Origin of the sequence: Thalassospira sp. CH_XMU1448-2 (assembly GCF_037027285.1) — a bacterium.
GTDB lineage: Bacteria > Pseudomonadota > Alphaproteobacteria > Rhodospirillales > Thalassospiraceae > Thalassospira > Thalassospira profundimaris_C.
Genome location: NZ_JAYMEA010000004.1, coordinates 178,396 through 196,330 on the forward strand (window position 1 = coordinate 178,396; position 17,935 = coordinate 196,330).

Below are 17,935 nucleotides of genomic sequence, written 5' to 3' on the forward strand. Positions count from 1 at the left end.
ATGCTATCGCGCAATCTTGAGGAAAGCCTGCACCGTGCGCTCGCATATGCGTCGGAGCGTCGGCACGAATATGCCACTCTTGAACATCTTCTGTTGTCCCTGACCGAAGATCAGGACGCGCTTGCTGTGCTTAAGGCATGCCGGGTCGATATTGATCGGTTGCGATCGGATTTGCTGGAATTTGCAGATAGTGAGCTGTCCGGCCTGATCAGCGCACGCTTGATTGATCCCAAACCAACTGCTGGGTTCCAGCGCGTTATCCAGCGTGCCGCAATCCATGTGCAATCGTCCGGCCGCGAAGAAGTCACCGGTGCGAATGTGCTGGTTGCCCTGTTCTCTGAGCGGGAATCGCATGCTGTCTATTATCTGCAACTTCAGGACATGACCCGTCTTGATGCGGTCAACTATATTTCGCATGGTATTGCCAAGGCGTCCGAGCTTAATGAACGTCGCATCCCGCGGGGGGCAGACGAAGAACCGGTTGCCGGTATTCCGCCAGAAGGTGATGACAGCGGCCCGGCCGAGGGTGAGGCGCTTAAGGCCTATTGTGTGAATCTCAATGTCAAAGCGCAAAAAGGCAAGATTGATCCGTTGATCGGGCGTCAAAGTGAAATTGAGCGCACGATCCAGGTTCTGTGTCGTCGTACCAAAAACAATCCGTTGTATGTTGGGGATCCCGGGGTTGGTAAAACCGCCATCGCCGAGGGTCTTGCACGTCGGATCAATGACGGTGATGTGCCTGAAGTTCTGGCCGATGCAACGATCTTTGCGCTTGATATGGGGGCGCTTCTGGCCGGAACCCGCTATCGCGGTGACTTTGAAGAACGTCTCAAGGCGGTGGTCAAGGAACTTGAAGAGTATGAAGGTGCTGTTCTGTTCATTGATGAAATCCACACTGTTATCGGTGCCGGGGCAACGTCAGGCGGGGCAATGGATGCCTCCAACCTGTTGAAACCGGCGCTGGCAAGTGGTTCGTTGCGGTGCATCGGGTCGACGACCTACAAGGAATTCCGTGGCCACTTTGAAAAGGACCGCGCCCTTGTGCGTCGCTTCCAGAAAATCGATGTCGAGGAACCGTCCGAAGAAGATACCGTGAAAATCCTCAAGGGTCTGAAGCCCTATTACGAGGACCATCACAAGGTCAAATACACCAACGAAGCTATTCGTTCGGCGGTCGAGCTTGCATCGCGCTACATCAATGACCGCAAACGTCCTGACAGTGCGATTGACGTGATCGACGAGGTCGGGGCATCGCGCATGTTGATGGCGCCAAGCAAGCGCAAACGCACGGTGGGCAAGCGCGATGTCGAGGAAATCGTCGCGAAAATTGCCCGTATACCCCCAAAATCGGTTTCGACCGATGATCGCAAGGCGCTGGCAAATCTTGAGCGTGACCTTAAAACCGTCGTGTTTGGCCAGGACAAGGCCATTGAGTCGGTCGCAAGTGCGATCAAACTCGCCCGTGCCGGTCTGCGCGAACCTGAAAAGCCGATTGGTAGCTATCTGTTCTCTGGTCCGACCGGGGTTGGTAAAACCGAGGTCACCAAACAGCTGGCAACCGTTATGGGTATCGAGTTCATCCGGTTCGATATGTCGGAATATATGGAACGCCACAGCGTTTCACGCCTGATCGGTGCCCCTCCGGGCTATGTCGGGTTTGACCAAGGTGGTCTTCTGACCGATGCCGTTGATCAGCATCCGCATGCGGTGGTTCTGCTTGATGAAATTGAAAAGGCCCATCCGGACCTGTTCAATATTCTGCTGCAGGTCATGGATCACGGCAAGCTGACCGACAATAACGGCAAGACGGTTGATTTCCGAAATGTTGTGCTGGTAATGACGACCAATGCCGGTGCATCTGACATGGCCAAGCCGCCAATCGGGTTCAAGCGCGAAATGCGTATCGGAGAAGACGAGGAGGCGATCAAACGCACTTTCTCGCCGGAGTTCCGCAACCGTCTGGATGCTGTTATTCCGTTTGCCAACCTGCAGCCGGAAGTGGTCAAGATGGTGGTCGACAAGTTCATCTTGCAGCTTGAGGTGCAGCTTGCTGACCGGAATGTGTCAATTGAATTGACCGAGGCGGCCCGTGCATGGCTTGCCGAGCGTGGCTACGATGCGGCCTTCGGGGCGCGTCCGCTTGGTCGTGTTATTCAGGAATATGTCAAGAAGCCGCTTGCCGAAGAACTTCTGTTTGGGAAGCTTTCCAAGGGTGGTGCGGTTCTTGTGGATATCGAGGATGACGTTGTTGTCTTCCGCTATCCCGAAGAGGATGGTGACAAGAAGCAGGCCAAAAAGAGCCCCGAGATGGTCGAAGGTTGATGTCTTGCCCCGGACTTGGGGTGTTGTTAATCATTGGCGGTTAGATTGTGCCCGGGGAGTTGTTCCCCGGGCACGATTTTAGAATAAGAACGCCAAAGCAAAATGAGCCAAGCAGCACAACGACAATATCGAACAGAGGTCGAGGAGTTTCTGTCCCGGCTTGAATTACGTGCGCGCAAGCTGGTTGCGCTGGCTGATAATATGGATAAGACCACGGACAAAATGGACGTGACCGGATATCGGCCATTCCGCGAGGAGGTTGATAATTTCAAGGCTCTGTCACTTGTGATTTCCGAGCGCCTCAAGAGGCTTGAAAAACATCCGAAAAAGGAAGAGCTGGAAGGACAGTTTCACAAGCTTCAGGTTCTGATGTTGCGTCTTGTCATCAAAACCAGTCTTAAGTTCTTCTTTGTCATGAGTGCCAAGGAACATCTGCCGCTTGGTGCGCGCGAAATGTTCCAGAGCGAACTTCGAACCCTGTACGAAGCCGAGCGCATGATCTCTGACCCGCGCTATATCAGTCAGCTTGACGAGACAGCGCGCGAGGATCTTGATACGGCAAAATCTATCCTGGAAGAGATCATTGAGAAGGCTCCCGCCTTGCTGAATTTCGGGGCGCGCAAGAAAAAGCGCCGCCAGTAAACCGGTTTTTGCGCAGGCCTTGGTCTTCTGACAGAATTGCAATTTGCAAAATGCAACACAGGATCTTTGCGTTTTGCAATTTTTTGCGTTTTGAAATGCAAAGATCATTTAAAGCTGTCTATTCGTTCAGGTTTTGGATTGGCTAAATCCCCTAAGAAAATATGGTTTTTCATGGATTTAAAAAGTTGGCACGCTTCCTGCTTATAGGATTGTGGACAGTTGTTCTTTGCAGGGGCGCTTTGCGCCTGGAACAACGTAATCTTCTGCAGTTTGCTCGTGTCCCAACCAAACTCAGCGGCGGTTTTACCGCCGCTTTTTTCTTTCCCGGATTTCAAATCATTCCAGTTGCGGTCTTGTTGCTGCGCGCGCAATCCACATATGAACCTGTGTGGAGCTGCCCTTGTGCGCTGCGGTCAAGGGTCTGTTTCTAAAATAAGTTGTATGGGAATTATTACTTTGGTATAAAAACCTATACTTTAAGTTAGTCCCCCTTGACGCAAGAAAAACAAAATTCGGGAGAGAGACCGATGATGTCCTGCAGAAGTAAGGTTTTGACGGGCTTTTTCGCGGCGGCTTTGTTTGCGGCACCGCATGCAGCAATGGCCAAGGCAGAGCTACCTGGTGATCCGAATGTCCTTATAACCGACAAGATGATCAAAGATATTCGGGAATGGCTTGCAAACCCTGTTGTTTCTTTGTCGATCAATTCCCAGAACCGTCTGAGAACAGATATGACACAGGATCAGATTGATGCAGCAGATGCGCAATGGCGGGCTGAGCGCGAAGCGGATGATCAGCCTCTTGTTGCAGCGATCCTGACCAACCCGTTATCGAGTTATCTGACACAGGTGCAGGCCCGTTCAGGCGGGCTGTATGCCGAGATTTTTGTCATGGATTCAAAGGGACTCAATGTCGGGCAAAGCTCGATTACATCGGACTTCTGGCAAGGAGATGAAGGCAAGTTCCAGAATACTTATCCCAACGGTCCCAACGCGGTTTTCATTGATGAAGCTGAATATAACGAGGATACGGATACCTGGCGATCGCAACTGAACATGACCATGAGCGATGAGAACCGGCAGCCCATCGGCGCCGTGACCATCGAGGTCAATTTGAATGAACTTGTGCGTCGTGGTGGCCAGTAGGGAGAAACGTCATGAACTTCTTTAAGAACCTTTCCATTCCTGCCAAGCTGACGACCTGCTTTGCGATCATGATCGCTGTGATCCTTATGGTTGCAGCGGCTGGCATGTTTGCGACGATGCAGGTCAAATCCGCAAACGAGCAACGCGACTACCTGTCAACCTTTGAGCGGGATTATCGAGACCTTGATCGCGCATATCTCATGGCACGTCAGGAACTGATCTATTTCCTGACAACCGGTGATCGTGCCGGTCTTGTGAGCTATGAAAAGTCGCTTGAGGAAATCGACACCCGCACGGACGTTATTAAAACCTATGCTTCAATCAACAGCGAAGTCGCCGGTCTGATTGAAGCAATGGACGGGGCAATTGATCGTTGGGAAGAAATCGCCGGTCAGCAGGCAAAGCTGATGCGCCATTATCTGACGGTCAACCATGCGCGTGCGATTGAAGCATCAGGTGAGCCCCGCGAACTCTCTGATCAGGTGAGTGCTCTTGCAAGCCAGCTGGCGCAAGTGATTGACCAAATGGTTCTGGATGTCGAAAGCAGGGTCGATCAGGCCATGCGGATTTTCCAGGTTACGCTCGGGGTTGGAGTGGTTTTGCTGATTGCGATGGCGGCCCTGTTCGGGGGCACTTTGTCACGAATGATCGCAACGCCAATCCGCAAGATGACTGAAGCGATGGGAAGCCTTGCCTCAGGTAATCTGGATATTGAAACCCTTGACATGAAGCGCAACGACGAAGTCGGTGCGATGGCCAAGTCGCTTGAGGTTTTCAAGGAAAATGCCCGTGAACGTGCCCGTATGGCCGAGCAGGAAAAAGTCGAGGCCGAACGCCAGGTCGCACGCAGTAAACGCATGGGGGTTCTGACCAAGGGATTTGATGAAAAAATCCAGGATGTTCTGACCTCGGTAAATGCCGCCCTTGATGAGGTCCGTTCTGCTTCGGAAACCCTGACATCGCATGCGGTTCGCGCCAATCAGGATGCCCAGTCCGTGGCCGAACAGGCACAGGAATCATCAAGTAATATCGAAACGGTGGCCTCGGCCACGGCACAGCTTTCGGCATCGATCTCGGAAATCTCGTCGCAGATCGCACGGGTTACCGAAATCACCCAGCTTGCTGTTGGTGAAACCGAACGGACCAATGAACGGGTCGAGAAGCTTAATGATGCGGCACAAAGTGTTGGCGAGGTTGTCAACCTGATCAGTGACATTGCCGATCAGACCAATCTTCTGGCGCTAAACGCAACCATTGAGTCTGCCCGTGCCGGCGAAGCGGGCAAAGGCTTTGCCGTTGTGGCTGGCGAGGTTAAAAATCTTGCCTCCCAGACGGTCAAGGCGACCGAACAGATCACGGCCAAGATCGCCGAAATGCAAAGCGAAACCGGTGCTGCGTCCGAAGCAGTTCGCGGCTTTGCCGAAACAATTCAGAAAATCGATGAATTGATGTCGGTGGTCGCAAGTGCGGTCGAAGAACAGGGCGCAGCAACCGAGGAAATCTCGCGCAGTGTTGAAGGTGCGGCAAACGGTAACGTCGCCATTTCAAATGCGGTCAAAAATGTTGCCGATGCGACAACTGAAAGCGGTGATCTTTCCAATGGCCAGCTTGACAGTGTTGGCAAGCTTGCCGCGGCCAATGACGAGTTGCGCAGCCATGTGAATGGCTTCCTTGATGACGTCCGTGCCGTCTGATTGCTGAAAACATCCAGAAAAAAGGCGCAAGGTATAAACCTTGCGCCTTTTTCATATCTGAACGGCCTGCCTACTTGTTTGGCTCTGCATTGCGGTAGGGGCTGTGTTCGGCAAGGATATAGTCGCGGTCTTGCGTGATATGGCTCTGTTCCTGCTTGAGAAACTGGGCAACGGCACGTCGCAGGCCTTCATCAGCAATCAGGTGGGCTGAATGTGTGATCACCGGTTCATAGCCGCGCTGGATCTTGTGTTCGCCCTGTGCCCCGGCCTCGACCGTTGCAAGACCATGGGCAATCGCAATATCAATCGCCTGATAATAGCAGGTCTCGAAATGCAGAAGCGGGGTGCGATCAATCGTCCCCCAGTTGCGCCCATAAAGCGTGTTTGATCCGATCAGATTCAAGGCACCCGCAACCATGTCCTCATCGCGAAATGCAGCGACCAGAACGGTTTTATCGCCGATCCGTTCATGGATAAGTTCAAAGAACTCACGCGTCAGATAGGCCTGTCCCCATTTTCGGTCGGATGTATCGCGATAGAACTGATAAAATCGGTCCCAGTGACGGGGTTTAAGGTCATCCCCGCGCAATGCTTCAAACCGGTAACCGGCGTCAAGAACCTCCTTGCGTTCCTTGCGCAGGTTCTTGCGTTTACGCGAATTCAAGGCCCCGAGGAAGTCATCAAAACTTTGATAGCCGCGATTATGCCAGTGATACTGGATGCCGGTTCGACGCAGGAAACCCGCATCCTCCATCAACCGGCTCTCGTCACTGCTGCAAAAGGTCACATGTAACGTCGCCATGCCGAGTTTTTCGGGCAGCATCGCCAGACCATCAATCAGGATACGACGCACACGATCAGGATCCGGGTGATCGTCTGCGACCAGAAGGCGCGGGCCGGGCACCGGGGAAAAGGGCACGGATGATTGCAGTTTGGGATAGTAACGCCCCCCGGCGCGCTCATATGCCTCTGCCCAGCTCCAGTCGAAAACATATTCGCCATAGGAATGGGCTTTGACATAAAGCGGCACAATGCCAACCGCCTGACCGGCGTCATCATTCAAAACCAGATGAAACGGTTGCCAGCCAGTCTGGGCGGTCGTCGATGCGCTGTCTTCCATTGCCGAAAGGAATGCGAAGCTGACAAAGGGATTGTCTGTGCCTGCGCATTTGTCCCATTGGGCTTGGCCGATTGCGTGGATATCGGTGACGGTCTTGATTTCGGCAGACAAGATTTTATCCCCTGAACAGGCAACGATCTGGCAGTGACCCCTTGGCGGGCCTTTGTTTTTGTACGCATTAGCCGGTATATGCGTTCAGAAGATAGGGGCAATGCATATTTACGCAAGGGAAAGCCTTTGACGGACGCGCTTCAAGGCCCTATTTCATTGGTCCACGGGCCGTTATGGAACGGCCTGACAAACGGCTCGGGGATGATCCCGTGTCGCCCTCGCGAAGAAAAGGATGGTGCGCCGTGAACAGCAAACTTTCGTTGGAGAAGGACAAGATCAAGATAGTCCTGCTCGAAGGAATCCATGAAAACGCTGTAAAGATGTTCAAAGAGGCCGGCTACTCTAATGTCGACCACTACCCAGCTGCGCTCGACGCGGACGAACTCAAGTCCGTTGTCTCCGATGCGCATTTCCTGGGCATCCGTTCCCGCACCAAACTGACCGAAGAAGTTATTGAAGCTGCTTCCAAGCTGACCTCGATTGGCTGTTTCTGCATCGGTACCAATCAGGTTGACCTGACGGCCGCGGCCATGCGTGGCATTCCGGTATTTAACGCACCGTATTCGAATACCCGTTCGGTTGCTGAACTGGTTCTTGGTCAGATCATCATGCTGCTTCGCGGTGTTCCGCAGCGTAGTGCCGCAGCACACAAGGGCGGATGGCTTAAAAATGCCAAGGGTTCATACGAAGCCCGCGGAAAGACCCTTGGTATTATCGGTTATGGTCATATCGGCTCGCAGCTGTCGGTTCTGGCGGAATCGCTTGGCATGAACGTCATTTACTTTGACGTGATCAACAAGCTTGCGATGGGCAATGCGACGGCCTGTGCATCAATGGATGAACTGCTTGCGAAATCCGATGTGGTGTCGCTGCATGTTCCGGCCAACGAGCAGACCAAAAACATGATCACCGCAGCCGAAATCGCCAAAATGAAAAAGGGTGCGCATCTGATCAATGCTGCACGTGGCAATGTCATCGTCATTGATGATCTGACCGCGGCCTTGGAAAACGGCCATCTGGCCGGTGCTGCCCTTGACGTGTTCCCGGTTGAACCGGCAGGCAAGGACGAAGAATTCGTAAGCCCGCTGCGTGGTATGGATAATGTCATCCTGACCCCGCATATCGGTGGTTCCACCCAGGAAGCACAGGAAAATATCGGGATCGAGGTTGCTGACAAGCTGATCACCTATTCCGATAACGGATCAACCCTCGGTGCGGTCAACTTCCCGGAAGTCTCGCTTCCGGTCAAGGATCGCTCGCACACCCGTTTCCTGCATATTCACCGCAACGTTCCGGGCGTGCTGTTGAAAATCAACGATGTCTTCGCATCGCGCGGCATCAATATCAGCGGTCAGTATCTGCGTTCTGAAGGTGGTGTTGGTTATGTCGTCGTCGAAGTCGACGAGGAAATCAAGCCGGGTGCCGGCGTTCGCAAGGAACTCGCGGCTATCGAGGGGACGCTGCGTGTCCGCTTCCTGTTCTGATTTTCAGAGCCGTTAGACAAAAAACATGAAAAGGGCGGGTGCCAGATGGTACCCGCCCTTGTTCTTTTCAGACTGAATGTCCTAGAGCTTGCGATACATCACCAGTGCGTCGGTTTCGCCCAGTTTGGGATGCATGAAAGCACCGGGCAGGCGTCCGACAATTTCAAAGCCTAGCGTTGGCCACAGATGCACGGCGGCTTCGTTGCTGGCAATTACGAAGTTGTATTGCATTGCGCGGTAGCCAAGTTCTCTGGCGCGCACAAACGAATCTTCGCCCATGCGTCGGGCTATGCCCCGTCCGGTTGCTTTGGGGGATGTCATATAACCGCAGTTACATACATGCGATCCGCCGCCGCCCTGATTTTTGCGGATGTAATAGGTGCCAACGATCTCGCCGTCTTCTTCGGCGACCAGCGTGACCTTGTCTGGCCCCATCCAGTAGGCGATGACCTGATCATCATCCATATTGCTGTCGATGGCATAGGTTTCACCGGCACGCAGGGTCGGGGCAACGATCTCAAGAATGGCCGGGATATCTTGCCTAGTGGCGGGGCGGATATTCATGATGCGGGTGGCTCGTTTGATATGTGGGGCAGGGGGTTTGCAGGTAAGCTGATTTCGCAAGGTGCGGGCAGCTTAACTATCGCCGCCTGAAAGAGTTTGTTCAAGGAATTCCGGTTCGACCTCGAACGGAAGATTTGCCCGCCCTGCCAAGGCCTTGGCAAGTTCGTTGCGATATCTTTCACGCGGGATTTCCAGAACGCCAAACTGCTTGAGATGATCATTCACAAACTGTGTATCAAGCAGGCTGAAGCCACCCTGACGCATCAGGGCAACCAGATGGACAAGGGCAACCTTGGACGCGTTGGTCGCGCGCGAAAACATGCTTTCGCCAAAGAATGCCTTGCCCAGACTGACACCATAAAGTCCGCCGACCAGTTCGCCGTCTTTCCATGCCTCTATCGAATGCGCGCAGCCCATTTTGTGAAGCGCGCAATAGGCTTCAAGGATATTGCTGTTGATCCATGTGTCATCGCGGGTTTCGGTTTGTTCTGCGCAGGCGCGGATGACATCGGGAAAGGCGCGATCTACATGGATTTTATAAGTACCTTTGCGCACAGCCTTTTTGAGGCTGCGCGGGACATGAAACCCGTCAAGCGGCAATACGCCCCGCCATTCCGGATCGATCCAGTACAGGGTTGGATCGTCATGGCTTTCGGCCATGGGAAACAGACCGACGGAATAAGCGCGGATCAAAAGATCAGGGGTCAGCTGGTTCGACATGATCGCAGTGATAATTGTTTCTGTCCTGTCTATCTGGAGACAATTTACATATGAGAACGCGGGCAAGCCAGACAAGGGATCTTGTCAAATCTAGACGCGCGATACCATCAGGTTAGGCCCGGATCGATTAATTTTTTGATGCTGATTTGATGAAATATGCAGACAAAAAAACGGGAACCCGAAGGTTCCCGTTTGAAATCTGTATCATTTGTGATCAGAGGGTCTTTCTCATGCCCATGAACTTTTCCAGCCAGTGGATATCATAATCCCCTTTCTGGATGTCAGGGTTGGCAAGAAGGGTCTGATGCAGCGGAATGGTGGTTTTGATCCCGCCAATCGCATATTCAGCCAGTGCACGGCGCAGGCGCATCATGCATTCTTCGCGATCACGACCATGAACGATCAGCTTGGCAATCATGCTGTCGTAATAGGGCGGGATCGAATAGCCGGTATAGATGCCACTGTCGACGCGTACGCCAAGGCCGCCCGGTGCATGGTATTCCTTGATCTTGCCCGGTGACGGGACAAAGGTCTGCGGATCTTCTGCGTTGATACGGCATTCAATGGCGTGACCGTGAATTTCAAGGTCTTCCTGTTTGAATGACAGTTCAAGGCCCGCAGCAACGCGGATTTGTTCACGCACAAGGTCAACGCCGGAAATCATTTCGGTGACCGGGTGTTCCACCTGAAGACGGGTGTTCATTTCAATGAAATAGAACTCGCCATTTTCATAGAGAAACTCGATGGTGCCGGCATTGCGATAGCCCATGCCGATCATGGCATTGGCAACCGTGGAGCCGATCCGCTGGCGTTCTTCGACCGTCAGGGTCGGAGATGGTGCTTCTTCGAGAACCTTCTGGTGACGACGTTGCAACGAACAATCGCGTTCAAACAGGTGAACAGCATTACCGTGACTGTCACCAATGACCTGCAATTCGATGTGACGCGGTTTGCCAAGGTACTTTTCCATGTAAACGGCAGCATTGCCAAAGTTCTGCAATGCTTCCTTACGGGTCATGGAGAAGGCTTCTGCAAGGTCTTCTTCGCGTTCAACGACTTTCATGCCACGGCCGCCGCCACCACCCGATGCCTTGATCAGGACCGGATAGCCGATTTCCTTGGCGCATGTGCGGGCTTCGTCAACGGTGGTGATTTCACCATCAGAGCCCGGAACGCACGGAATGCCAAGTTTTTCGGCGGTTTGTTTTGCCGTGATCTTGTCACCCATCATGCGGATATGTTCCGCGGTCGGGCCGATAAAGACAAAGCCGTGTTCTTCGACCATGGCTGCGAAATCGGCGTTTTCCGACAGGAAGCCGTAACCCGGATGGATGGCTTCGGCGCCGGTGATTTCAGCAGCCGAAAGAATGGCCGGGATATTCAGATAGCTGTCTTTGGATGCAGGCGGGCCGATGCAAACCGATTCGTCGGCCAGACGCACATGCATTGCGTCAGCATCGGCGGTGGAATGCACCGCAACAGTTTTGATGCCCATCTCACGGCAGGCGCGCTGAATACGGAGCGCGATTTCGCCGCGGTTGGCAATCAGGATTTTGTCGAACATGCGGTTCTTACCCCGGCTTATTCAATAATGATCAGCGGTTCGTCATATTCGACCGGATGGCCGTCGGTCGCCAGAATCTGGCTTACTTTGCCTGATTTCGGCGCACGGATCGGGTTGAAGGTTTTCATCGCCTCGATCAGCATCACGGTCTGACCTTCGGAAACACTCGACCCGACCGAGATGAACGGAGCAGCGCCCGGTTCCGGTGCGAAGTAAACAACACCGACCATCGGTGATTTTACAGCGCCCGGATGCGAAGCCGCATCAGACGGAGCCGCTGCAACAGAGGCAGCAACCGGTGCCGGAGCCGCCGCAACCGGGGCTGCAGGAGCCGCAGCAACCATGGTGCCCTGGCGGGCAACGCGAATGCGGTTGTCACCAGCGGCAACTTCAATTTCGGTCAGATTGGTGTCGTCCAGCAGCTCGGCGAGCTGGCGAATGGCGTCATTGTCGATGTTGAACTTGCTCATTTCGATATCTTTTATGATGGTGTGTGGATCAATTCGCGCATGGCATCCAGGGCGTGTTTATAACTCTGGGAGCCAAAGCCATAGATCATACCGTTTGCAGCTTTCGAGACGTTTGCTTCTAGTCTGAATGCGTCCCGCTTTTGAATATTGGACAGATGGACCTCGATCATCGGCATATCTGATGCCCCAATCGCATCGAGGATCGCAACCGATGTGTGCGTATATGCCCCAGCATTGCAAAGAATGCCAGACTCTTCTTGTCGGGTTTCCTGAAACCAGTCAACCAGTTCACCTTCTTTGTTGTCTTCATGGCAGATGGCCCTAAGGCGCTCAGCCGTGTCATTGACTTCACATCGATCGTTGATCACGTGCAATGTCATCTTACCTCAGACATCCATTCGGTTATCGCATCCGGTTCCGATCTGGCACCTTATGTCCAACTTTTGGTGTTGCGTTTATAACACGACCAAAGTCTGACGCAACTTTGCAATAGTCTTGGCAATGCAGCATTGCATAACCGGTTTGCCATTCTTCATCGTCTTCGGGATGACTTTCCGCACATGAATGCTTAAAAGCCTTGGATGACGACTTGCCTCAGGCCGGGTCGCTGCGCATACTGCGCGGCAATCATGAAGATTTTAATACCACAGGGATTGAACGAAAAAGATGCTTCTGACGATCAACGGTGAAGACCGCAATATCGAGAATGCCGTAAACGTTGCCGAATTGCTTGGCGAGCTGGGCATTGCTGCAACCAAGGTCGCGGTTGAACGCAATCTCGAAATCGTTCCCAAAACAGCCTATGGCGAGACGCCTCTTGTTGATGGTGACAAGCTCGAGATCGTCCATTTCATTGGTGGCGGTTCGCAGGAGGCTGGGCTTGCCGCAGCGGATGACGACGGGTTCTTCGTTGCGGGCAAAAAGTTCTCCTCGCGTCTTCTGGTCGGTACCGGAAAATACAAGGATTTTGATGAAACCAAAATCGCGATTGAGGCATCGGGGGCCGAAATCGTCACGGTTGCTGTGCGTCGTGTCAATCTGACCGATCCCAACCAGCCGATGTTGGTCGATTATGTCGATCCGAAAAAATACACCTATTTGCCCAATACGGCGGGCTGCTTTACAGCCGATGATGCTGTCCGGACCCTGCGCCTTGCGCGCGAAGCAGGTGGCTGGAACCTTGTAAAACTTGAAGTGCTCGGGGATCAGGCAACGCTTTATCCCAATATGCCCGAAACGCTCAAGGCGGCCGAAGCCCTGATCAAGGATGGCTTTGATGTCATGGTTTATTGCAGCGATGATCCCATTCAGGCCAAGATGCTTGAAGACATGGGGTGCTGCGCCATCATGCCGCTAGGATCACTGATCGGGTCGGGCATGGGGATTCTCAATCCGGTCAATATTGCCCTGATCAAGGAACATGCCAATGTGCCGGTTCTCGTCGATGCCGGAGTTGGTACGGCGTCTGATGCCGCTGTTGCCATGGAGCTTGGCTGTGACGGGGTTCTGATGAATACCGCGATTGCCGGGGCAAAGGATCCGATCCGCATGGCTCGCGCGATGAAGCATGCAATTATTGCGGGCCGTGAATCCTTCCTTGCTGGCCGGATGCCCAAGAAGAAATATGCCGACCCATCTTCACCCTTGGCAGGCATCATCTGATTTTCGAGTTTGGCAAATAGCACAAAGGCCCGTTTCGAAATCGAAACGGGCCTTTGTTTTTTGTTCGCAGACCGAAATGGCGTGACTACAAATGTAGTCCGTCTCTGTCGCGCGTGATCATTGCGAAAATCATGATGCCTCTTCGAGACCGGCTTTCACAAGCGCATTGACACGGTCCATATCCGCACCGGAGACCAGACTGCCATTGATGATAAAGGCCGGTGTGCCACTGATGCCAACGGTGCGTGCCATTGCGGCATACTGGGCAATCATGCCGCCGATTTCCGGCGATTTCATATCTTCGCGCATTTTGGTCACGTCGACGCCAGCACCAGCAGCAAGCTCGTCAATCCGGACATCATCAAGAAGACCACGGTTGCTCATGAAGGCTTCGTGGACTTCCATGTATTTTCCTTGCTTGTCGGCCGCCAGCGCAGCACGCGCGGCTGTGGCACTCTCTTCTCGCAGGATCGGGAATTCGACAAAAATCGTGCGAACCTTGCCGTCATGTTCCTTGGCAATGTCCATCACGCCATCGAATGCACTTTTGCAATATCCGCAATGATAGTCAAAGAACTCGATGACTGTAACGGGTGCATCAACCGGGCCGATAGACGGTACAGAACTGTCGGCAACCAGTGCATCCCAGACAGGGGTGATGGCCTCTGCCTGCTGGCGGGCTTTTTCGGTTGCCTGCCAGATCTGGACATTCTGAATGGCGCGCAGAAGAACTTCGGGATTCTTCATCAGGTAGTCTTCGATCACGCTTTCGACTTCGGCCTTCTGACCTGTATTAAGGGCTTCGTCAGCCTGCGCAATCGATGCACCAAACAGCATGGTCGTTGCAATCGCGCTGCAGCCAAGGAAGCGTTTAACAATCTGGGAATTCATCGGGAGTCCTTCTGTGACTGTGGCCGCTTATGGCCTTGGAATGAGTGTGTTGGTTCTGTGATACGTGATCAGGTGTCTAACGGGAAAGTAAAATTTGCGTCAGATAGGTGATCCCACTCACAGACGCCTTGTGGTCGCGACCAGGCACAATACCGATCCAGACCAGCCGGACTTCGTCACTTGGGGTATCCGGCCAGTAGTGGCGGTAAAGGGCTGAAAGGTCGAAGTATTCGCGCTGCCATTCTCCATATTGTACGGTGCTTTGACCAATCGGAATACGTACAAGTTGATCCATGAACGGTTTGCCCGATCCCAGATCGCTTTCATTCCAGTTGCCTTGATCCTGTTTACGAAAACCAAGCTCAAGCTCAATGTCCCCGACCTGTGCTGTGCTGTTGAACTGCCAGTCAAAAGACAAATAGGGTGAAGCCAGAACAACCACATTGGTTCTGCGTCCGATCTCGAATGATCCGACGCCCGGACGCACTGCCAAGGCGATATTCCCGTCCTTATCGACCCATTGAAGCGGTGTATCGGCGCTGGAAAGCTGTCCCGGGTTGATTTTCTGGCTGACGGTCCAGTAAGGCGGCGGACGGTCAAGCGAAAAGGGCGCATATAACAGTCTCAGATCACCTGCGGCATCAACCCCGGCATCGGGCAGCGAACATCCGGCGACTGATGCAGACACAAATATCGAGCATGATAAATATGTTATGCGTCTAAATGCCGTGAATCTTGCCAAAGATATTTTGAGTCCAGCGCGACGCAGCAGACGACCGATCACTTCGGCGCATCCCTGCCCGGTGTTCCGTCAGGATTGGTCGCCTGCAAGATATCCTGTGCGCGTAGCCAAGCTGCCGTTCCTTTTTCAAGTTTCCGGTCGGCCTGTACCGCGTGATAGCTTGCAGCCTGACGGTCACCGGTCAGAAGGCTGTATTCGGCCTGTGACAGGGATGCCTCGCCCTCATTACCAAGACGGCTTTCAACGATTGCACGGAAACGCCAGGCAGATGCATTGCCACGCTCTCGCGACAAAACGCCCATCAGGGTGGTTTTCGCTGGCTCAAGAAACGCATTATCACCGGTTTCGATCATCGCATGCGCCAGCAAAAGACGGATCAGAGGAGCACCGTTCGAAAGTTCGACCGATTTTTCAAGCGGCGCTATTGCGTCATTGGCGCGACCGAATTCCAGAAGAACCTGACCTTTGAGTTCCTCGAAATAGGGGTTGGACGGCTCAACCGCGATCAGTTTCTCAATGATCTCAAGTGCCGGATCCAGTTCGGAATTCCGGTAATAGGCAATGGCGCGCGCATATTGGCCGGCAATGCTGGTATCGCTTTCGGGATAGATGCGCAGCGTGTTCTGGATATGGTTGGTAAAGGCATAAAGTTTGGCGCGCATACGGGCATGGCGCTCGTAAAACTCGGCGCTGACCCTGGCATCTTTCAGTGATGAATTGGCAACGTAATTTTCCAGAAACTCGACACGTTCGGTGGTCAGCGGGTGACTGCGCATATACGGATCCTGACTTGCCGTGCTCAGCAATTCCTGACCTTCAAGCGTTTCCATGAATTCCATCATGCCACGCGCAGAGATGCCTGCTGCTGTCAGATATTTTACACCGGCCTGATCGGCACTGCTTTCCTGTGTACGGGAATAGGCCAGAAAGTTACGCGTCGCAATATTCTGACCGCCCAGAATCGCCGCCGTCCCCACATCGGATCTGCCCGCGGCAACACCGGCAGCAACACCGGCAATGGTCGACAGGATCGAGATTGCAGAGGCATTGCGCAGTTGATCATGCACGCGCGAAAGGTGGCCGCCGGTGATGTGACCGGTCTCGTGGGCCATGACCCCGATAACCTGTTCTGGAGTCTCTGCTTTTAACAACAGCCCAGTATTGATAAAAAGCTTTTGTCCACCGGCAACAAATGCGTTCAAGCTGTTGTCAGAAACGATATAAACAGACACACCGTTCGGATCGAGCCCCGCTGCCTTGAAGATAGGTGTGGCATAGAGACGAAGGGTATCCTCGATCTCGGTATCGCGGATAAAAGAACGACCCTGCGCCAAAACCATGCTAGGCAGGGCAACAAGGAAAATGGCAGTGAGAGTTAAAATGCGTCTGAGCAAAATGTGCGTTCCATATTTTCGTTCGACTGATGTCGGTTCCGTGCCGACGCGCAAGCCATCATGGCGGATCGCGTTTGCAATCGCAATGACTGCCGGACTTGCGGCCTGTGGTAGTACTAATACAGAAAATCTTGGTCAAATAGGGGCAGTTACCGGATATTTCGGTGGTGTTGTCGCCGATGAGCCGCGGGCAGTAAGGGTTGCGCGCGACGTCCTGTCTGCTGGCGGTACGGCTGCGGATGCTTCTGTCGCGCTGTATGCGACCATGACAGTAACCAAACCATCTGTTGCCGGAATTGGCGGCGGCGGTGTGTGTGTCGTTCACGAACGCGCAGGCAAAAAGGTCGAGGTTCTTGATTTCTGGCCGCGTCCGGGGACTCGAACCAGTGCAGGTCAAACCGCAACCACGATTCCGGCCGTTCCGCGTGGTCTATATGCACTTAGTGCGCGCTTTGGGCGCCTGCAATGGGCGTCACTTCTAAGTGCGGCTGAACAATATGCCCGCCTTGGTGTGCCGGTATCGCGCTCACTTGTGAACGATATTCAGGCCAACCGTGCGCGCATCGAAGCTAGCCCGGCCTTGCGCAAGACATTCATGCCCGACGGCAAGTTGCTTGAAGTTGGTGATCGTATCCGTTCGGTCAATCTTGCAGCACTGCTGACATCGCTGCGTGTCAAGGGACCGGGTGATTTCTATAACGGTGCGCTTGGTGCAGACATTGCCGCAGCCGTCCAGAATGCCGGTGGCACGCTTACGGCTGACGATTTGCGCAATTATCGTCCGGAATGGAAAGCGGCGACCGAAGTCAAACATGGCAATGAAATTGTCTATCTTGCCTATCCGCCGCGTTCTGCAAGCGGACCATCCGTCATTACCGATGGCAGTGATGTTGCCGAAATCCTGAACCGTTATCTTGCCGATATCGCGTCTGGGGATTTGTCCGGGCAGGCACTTTCGGGTCGCAGTGGCTTTGTTGTCGTCGATCGTGCTGCAAATGCTGTTGCCTGTATGATGACCATGAATACGCCGTTTGGTGCGGGCCTTGGTGCGGATGCTTTTGGTCTTAACCTTGCCGCTGGCGATGCCGCACAGGCGGCTACGCCGCTGATCGGCCCGGCCCTGATGGTGAACCCGTTTGTCTGGGAATATTATTATGGCATTGCCGGGACAGGCACACCGGCCGGTGCAACCAAACAGATTGCCACCATGGCCGAAGATCTGATTGGTGCCGGGGCGGCATCGGGAATTACCCTTAATTCCCAGGGTGCGTCTTCGGTCAATGTGATCCGCTGCCTTGAAGGCGTGCCCCCCCATCCGGAAAGTTGTCAGTTCGTGGCTGATCCGGCGGGCGGTGGCATGGCCGGTGTTCGCTAACAGGACATTTCAACAGGGCAGGGATCATCCTGCCC

The 17,935-nt window shown here is 53.6% G+C and carries 17 protein-coding genes; 7 read left to right on the top strand and 10 right to left on the bottom strand.

Going from position 1 to position 17,935, the window contains the following annotated elements; all coding sequences use genetic code 11:
* Positions 1 to 2,322, top strand: a complete 2,322-nt coding sequence (clpA, locus tag WA318_RS15925) for an ATP-dependent Clp protease ATP-binding subunit ClpA (protein WP_114098319.1) — start codon at positions 1 to 3, stop codon at positions 2,320 to 2,322.
* Positions 2,323 to 2,424: 102 nt separating this feature from the next.
* Entirely contained in the window at positions 2,425 to 2,964 is a 540-nt protein-coding gene (locus tag WA318_RS15930) for a hypothetical protein (protein ID WP_114098318.1), read from the top strand.
* A gap of 104 nt (positions 2,965 to 3,068) precedes the next feature.
* On the opposite strand, the gene WA318_RS15935 is transcribed toward WA318_RS15930, so the two are convergent.
* Complete coding sequence (locus tag WA318_RS15935; RefSeq protein ID WP_114098317.1) at positions 3,069 to 3,335, bottom strand: hypothetical protein; 267 nt, start codon at positions 3,333 to 3,335, stop codon at positions 3,069 to 3,071.
* Positions 3,336 to 3,491: 156 nt separating this feature from the next.
* Here WA318_RS15935 and WA318_RS15940 point away from each other — a divergent pair, with 156 nt between their 5' ends.
* Both WA318_RS15940 and WA318_RS15945 read left to right on the top strand, forming a co-directional pair.
* Positions 3,492 to 4,109: a hypothetical protein gene (locus tag WA318_RS15940; protein WP_336082687.1), complete on the top strand. Its 618-nt coding sequence runs from the start codon at positions 3,492 to 3,494 to the stop codon at positions 4,107 to 4,109.
* Between the two features lie 11 nt (positions 4,110 to 4,120).
* Positions 4,121 to 5,803 (top strand): methyl-accepting chemotaxis protein, encoded by a 1,683-nt coding sequence (locus tag WA318_RS15945; RefSeq protein WP_114098315.1) that lies wholly within the window; start codon positions 4,121 to 4,123, stop codon positions 5,801 to 5,803.
* A gap of 70 nt (positions 5,804 to 5,873) precedes the next feature.
* Here the strand turns inward: WA318_RS15945 and WA318_RS15950 are convergent, their stop codons facing one another.
* Positions 5,874 to 7,034: a GNAT family N-acetyltransferase gene (locus WA318_RS15950; RefSeq protein WP_336082690.1), complete on the bottom strand. Its 1,161-nt coding sequence runs from the start codon at positions 7,032 to 7,034 to the stop codon at positions 5,874 to 5,876.
* 242 nt (positions 7,035 to 7,276) lie between these two features.
* Here WA318_RS15950 and serA point away from each other — a divergent pair, with 242 nt between their 5' ends.
* The gene (serA, locus tag WA318_RS15955) at positions 7,277 to 8,518 is read left to right on the top strand and encodes a phosphoglycerate dehydrogenase (protein WP_336082692.1); all 1,242 of its coding nucleotides are present in this window, start codon (positions 7,277 to 7,279) and stop codon (positions 8,516 to 8,518) included.
* 81 nt (positions 8,519 to 8,599) lie between these two features.
* On the opposite strand, the gene WA318_RS15960 is transcribed toward serA, so the two are convergent.
* The 5 genes from WA318_RS15960 to WA318_RS15980 form a co-directional block, all read right to left on the bottom strand.
* Positions 8,600 to 9,082, bottom strand: coding sequence for a GNAT family N-acetyltransferase (locus WA318_RS15960; RefSeq protein WP_114098313.1), 483 nt, complete (start codon positions 9,080 to 9,082; stop codon positions 8,600 to 8,602).
* A 72-nt stretch (positions 9,083 to 9,154) separates the two neighbouring features.
* A complete protein-coding gene (gene aat / locus WA318_RS15965) occupies positions 9,155 to 9,802 on the bottom strand; it encodes a leucyl/phenylalanyl-tRNA--protein transferase (RefSeq protein ID WP_114098312.1) in 648 nt (215 codons plus the stop codon).
* Between the two features lie 214 nt (positions 9,803 to 10,016).
* Positions 10,017 to 11,366, bottom strand: coding sequence for an acetyl-CoA carboxylase biotin carboxylase subunit (gene accC, locus WA318_RS15970; protein WP_114098311.1), 1,350 nt, complete (start codon positions 11,364 to 11,366; stop codon positions 10,017 to 10,019).
* 17 nt (positions 11,367 to 11,383) lie between these two features.
* A complete protein-coding gene (gene accB, locus WA318_RS15975; protein WP_114098310.1) occupies positions 11,384 to 11,836 on the bottom strand; it encodes an acetyl-CoA carboxylase biotin carboxyl carrier protein in 453 nt (150 codons plus the stop codon).
* An 11-nt stretch (positions 11,837 to 11,847) separates the two neighbouring features.
* Positions 11,848 to 12,216 (bottom strand): type II 3-dehydroquinate dehydratase, encoded by a 369-nt coding sequence (locus WA318_RS15980; protein ID WP_114098309.1) that lies wholly within the window; start codon positions 12,214 to 12,216, stop codon positions 11,848 to 11,850.
* 286 nt (positions 12,217 to 12,502) lie between these two features.
* Between WA318_RS15980 and thiS the strand changes: the two genes are divergently transcribed.
* On the top strand, positions 12,503 to 13,498 hold the full coding sequence (gene thiS / locus WA318_RS15985; RefSeq protein ID WP_336082698.1) for a sulfur carrier protein ThiS: 996 nt from the start codon (positions 12,503 to 12,505) through the stop codon (positions 13,496 to 13,498).
* A gap of 129 nt (positions 13,499 to 13,627) precedes the next feature.
* Here the strand turns inward: thiS and WA318_RS15990 are convergent, their stop codons facing one another.
* From WA318_RS15990 to WA318_RS16000, 3 genes are all read right to left on the bottom strand, one after another.
* Positions 13,628 to 14,389, bottom strand: a complete 762-nt coding sequence (locus tag WA318_RS15990) for a DsbA family protein (protein WP_336082700.1) — start codon at positions 14,387 to 14,389, stop codon at positions 13,628 to 13,630.
* A 76-nt stretch (positions 14,390 to 14,465) separates the two neighbouring features.
* Positions 14,466 to 15,077 carry a hypothetical protein gene (locus WA318_RS15995; RefSeq protein WP_336082702.1) on the bottom strand — a complete coding sequence of 204 codons (612 nt, stop codon included), beginning with the start codon at positions 15,075 to 15,077 and terminating at the stop codon, positions 14,466 to 14,468.
* 92 nt (positions 15,078 to 15,169) lie between these two features.
* Positions 15,170 to 16,525, bottom strand: a complete 1,356-nt coding sequence (locus tag WA318_RS16000; RefSeq protein ID WP_336082705.1) for a M48 family metalloprotease — start codon at positions 16,523 to 16,525, stop codon at positions 15,170 to 15,172.
* Here WA318_RS16000 and WA318_RS16005 point away from each other — a divergent pair.
* A complete protein-coding gene (locus tag WA318_RS16005; protein ID WP_336082707.1) occupies positions 16,512 to 17,900 on the top strand; it encodes a gamma-glutamyltransferase in 1,389 nt (462 codons plus the stop codon). The two genes, WA318_RS16000 and WA318_RS16005, sit on opposite strands and share 14 nt — an antisense overlap.
* Positions 17,901 to 17,935 lie beyond the last annotated feature (35 nt).

Excerpts from the sequence above, each read along its gene's own strand:
- clpA (WP_114098319.1), top strand. The coding sequence starts at position 1 with ATGCTATCGCGCAATCTTGAGGAAAGCCTGCACCGTGCGCTCGCATAT.
- WA318_RS15930 (WP_114098318.1), top strand. The coding sequence starts at position 2,425 with ATGAGCCAAGCAGCACAACGACAATATCGAACAGAGGTCGAGGAGTTT.
- WA318_RS15940 (WP_336082687.1), top strand. The coding sequence starts at position 3,492 with ATGATGTCCTGCAGAAGTAAGGTTTTGACGGGCTTTTTCGCGGCGGCT.
- WA318_RS15945 (WP_114098315.1), top strand. The coding sequence starts at position 4,121 with ATGAACTTCTTTAAGAACCTTTCCATTCCTGCCAAGCTGACGACCTGC.
- WA318_RS15960 (WP_114098313.1), bottom strand. The coding sequence starts at position 9,082 with ATGAATATCCGCCCCGCCACTAGGCAAGATATCCCGGCCATTCTTGAG.
- aat (WP_114098312.1), bottom strand. The coding sequence starts at position 9,802 with ATGTCGAACCAGCTGACCCCTGATCTTTTGATCCGCGCTTATTCCGTC.
- accC (WP_114098311.1), bottom strand. The coding sequence starts at position 11,366 with ATGTTCGACAAAATCCTGATTGCCAACCGCGGCGAAATCGCGCTCCGT.
- accB (WP_114098310.1), bottom strand. The coding sequence starts at position 11,836 with ATGAGCAAGTTCAACATCGACAATGACGCCATTCGCCAGCTCGCCGAG.
- WA318_RS15980 (WP_114098309.1), bottom strand. The coding sequence starts at position 12,216 with ATGACATTGCACGTGATCAACGATCGATGTGAAGTCAATGACACGGCT.
- thiS (WP_336082698.1), top strand. The coding sequence starts at position 12,503 with ATGCTTCTGACGATCAACGGTGAAGACCGCAATATCGAGAATGCCGTA.
- WA318_RS15990 (WP_336082700.1), bottom strand. The coding sequence starts at position 14,389 with ATGAATTCCCAGATTGTTAAACGCTTCCTTGGCTGCAGCGCGATTGCA.
- WA318_RS16005 (WP_336082707.1), top strand. The coding sequence starts at position 16,512 with ATGCGTCTGAGCAAAATGTGCGTTCCATATTTTCGTTCGACTGATGTC.